The sequence below is a fragment of the Bartonella sp. SD1336NMGDW genome (assembly GCF_042193565.1).
In the GTDB taxonomy this organism is placed as follows: Bacteria; Pseudomonadota; Alphaproteobacteria; order Rhizobiales; family Rhizobiaceae; genus Bartonella; species Bartonella grahamii.
Window position 1 is genome coordinate 1 of sequence record NZ_JBHILW010000085.1, and the last position, 822, is coordinate 822.

Annotated in this window: 2 protein-coding genes and 1 pseudogene; all 3 read left to right on the forward strand. The window is 42.0% G+C overall.

From position 1 onward, the window contains the following. A pseudogene (locus tag ACFIKH_RS09250) lies at positions 1–291 on the forward strand (phage tail protein); the annotation flags it as partial. 5 nt (positions 292–296) lie between these two features. Continuing rightward, positions 297–677, forward strand: coding sequence for a phage tail protein (locus ACFIKH_RS09255; protein WP_273724432.1), 381 nt, complete (start codon positions 297–299; stop codon positions 675–677). Next, the coding region (locus tag ACFIKH_RS09260; protein ID WP_375671546.1) for a tail protein X at positions 674–822 on the forward strand (149 nt) is incomplete at its 3' end. The genes ACFIKH_RS09255 and ACFIKH_RS09260, both read left to right, overlap by 4 nt.

The window sequence follows — 822 nt, forward strand, 5'->3', positions numbered from 1 at the left end:
GATACAGTAGTGGTTACAAATACCCCACCTGAAAAACGCAAGAGTGGTTTTAATACAGGAGCCGTTGAAACAGGACAAATGCAGGCAACAAATAAAGTGGGTGCCTTTAAAGCTCCAAAGCCAATTACGGTTCATAAGCCCGTTGAAGTAGACGCCCGTGTAACCATTACAAATCTAAATATTTCCGTCCCCAATGGTCTCAAGGACGAAATCAGAGACGCTGTCAATCAAGCACTTGAACGCTATGCAAAACAGCAACGTTTAGCCATAGCCTCTAGCCTTTCGGATTAAATACCATGATGTTAGCTTTGGGTGGTTTTATTTTTTCGATTGAAACAGCAGCTTATCAAACACTTGATATGTCTTATGGGGTTCCATGGGTAGAACAAGGGCGATTGGGACGAAAGGCGGCTCTTCAATTGCCAGCTGTTGCAAATGCGGAGTTTTCTTTAGCAGGCGTAATTTATCCAGATTTCAAAGGTGGTCACGGACAAATCGAATATTTGCGACAAATAGCGCATATGGGACCTCATATTCTTGTTACCGGTCAAGGCAAAATCTTAGGTAAGTTTGTCATTCTTTCTGTAGAGGAAAAACAAAGCGTTTTTCATCATAATGGCACCCCCAAAAAACAAGAATTTACAATAAAGTTGAGAGAATATGGTGAAGACCTATGAGTGATCTTTATATGACCAAAGATGGTGATATGGTTGATGCCATTTGCTGGAGATACTATGCAAAGGGTCAACAAGCCCTTGCTGTTGAACGCGTCTATGCAGCGAATTTGGGGCTTGCAGACTATGGACCCATTTTAAAAGCAGG

What these genes read in the sequence shown, in the direction of transcription:
- ACFIKH_RS09255 (WP_273724432.1), top strand. Translation starts at nt 297, where the DNA reads ATGATGTTAGCTTTGGGTGGTTTTATTTTTTCGATTGAAACAGCAGCT.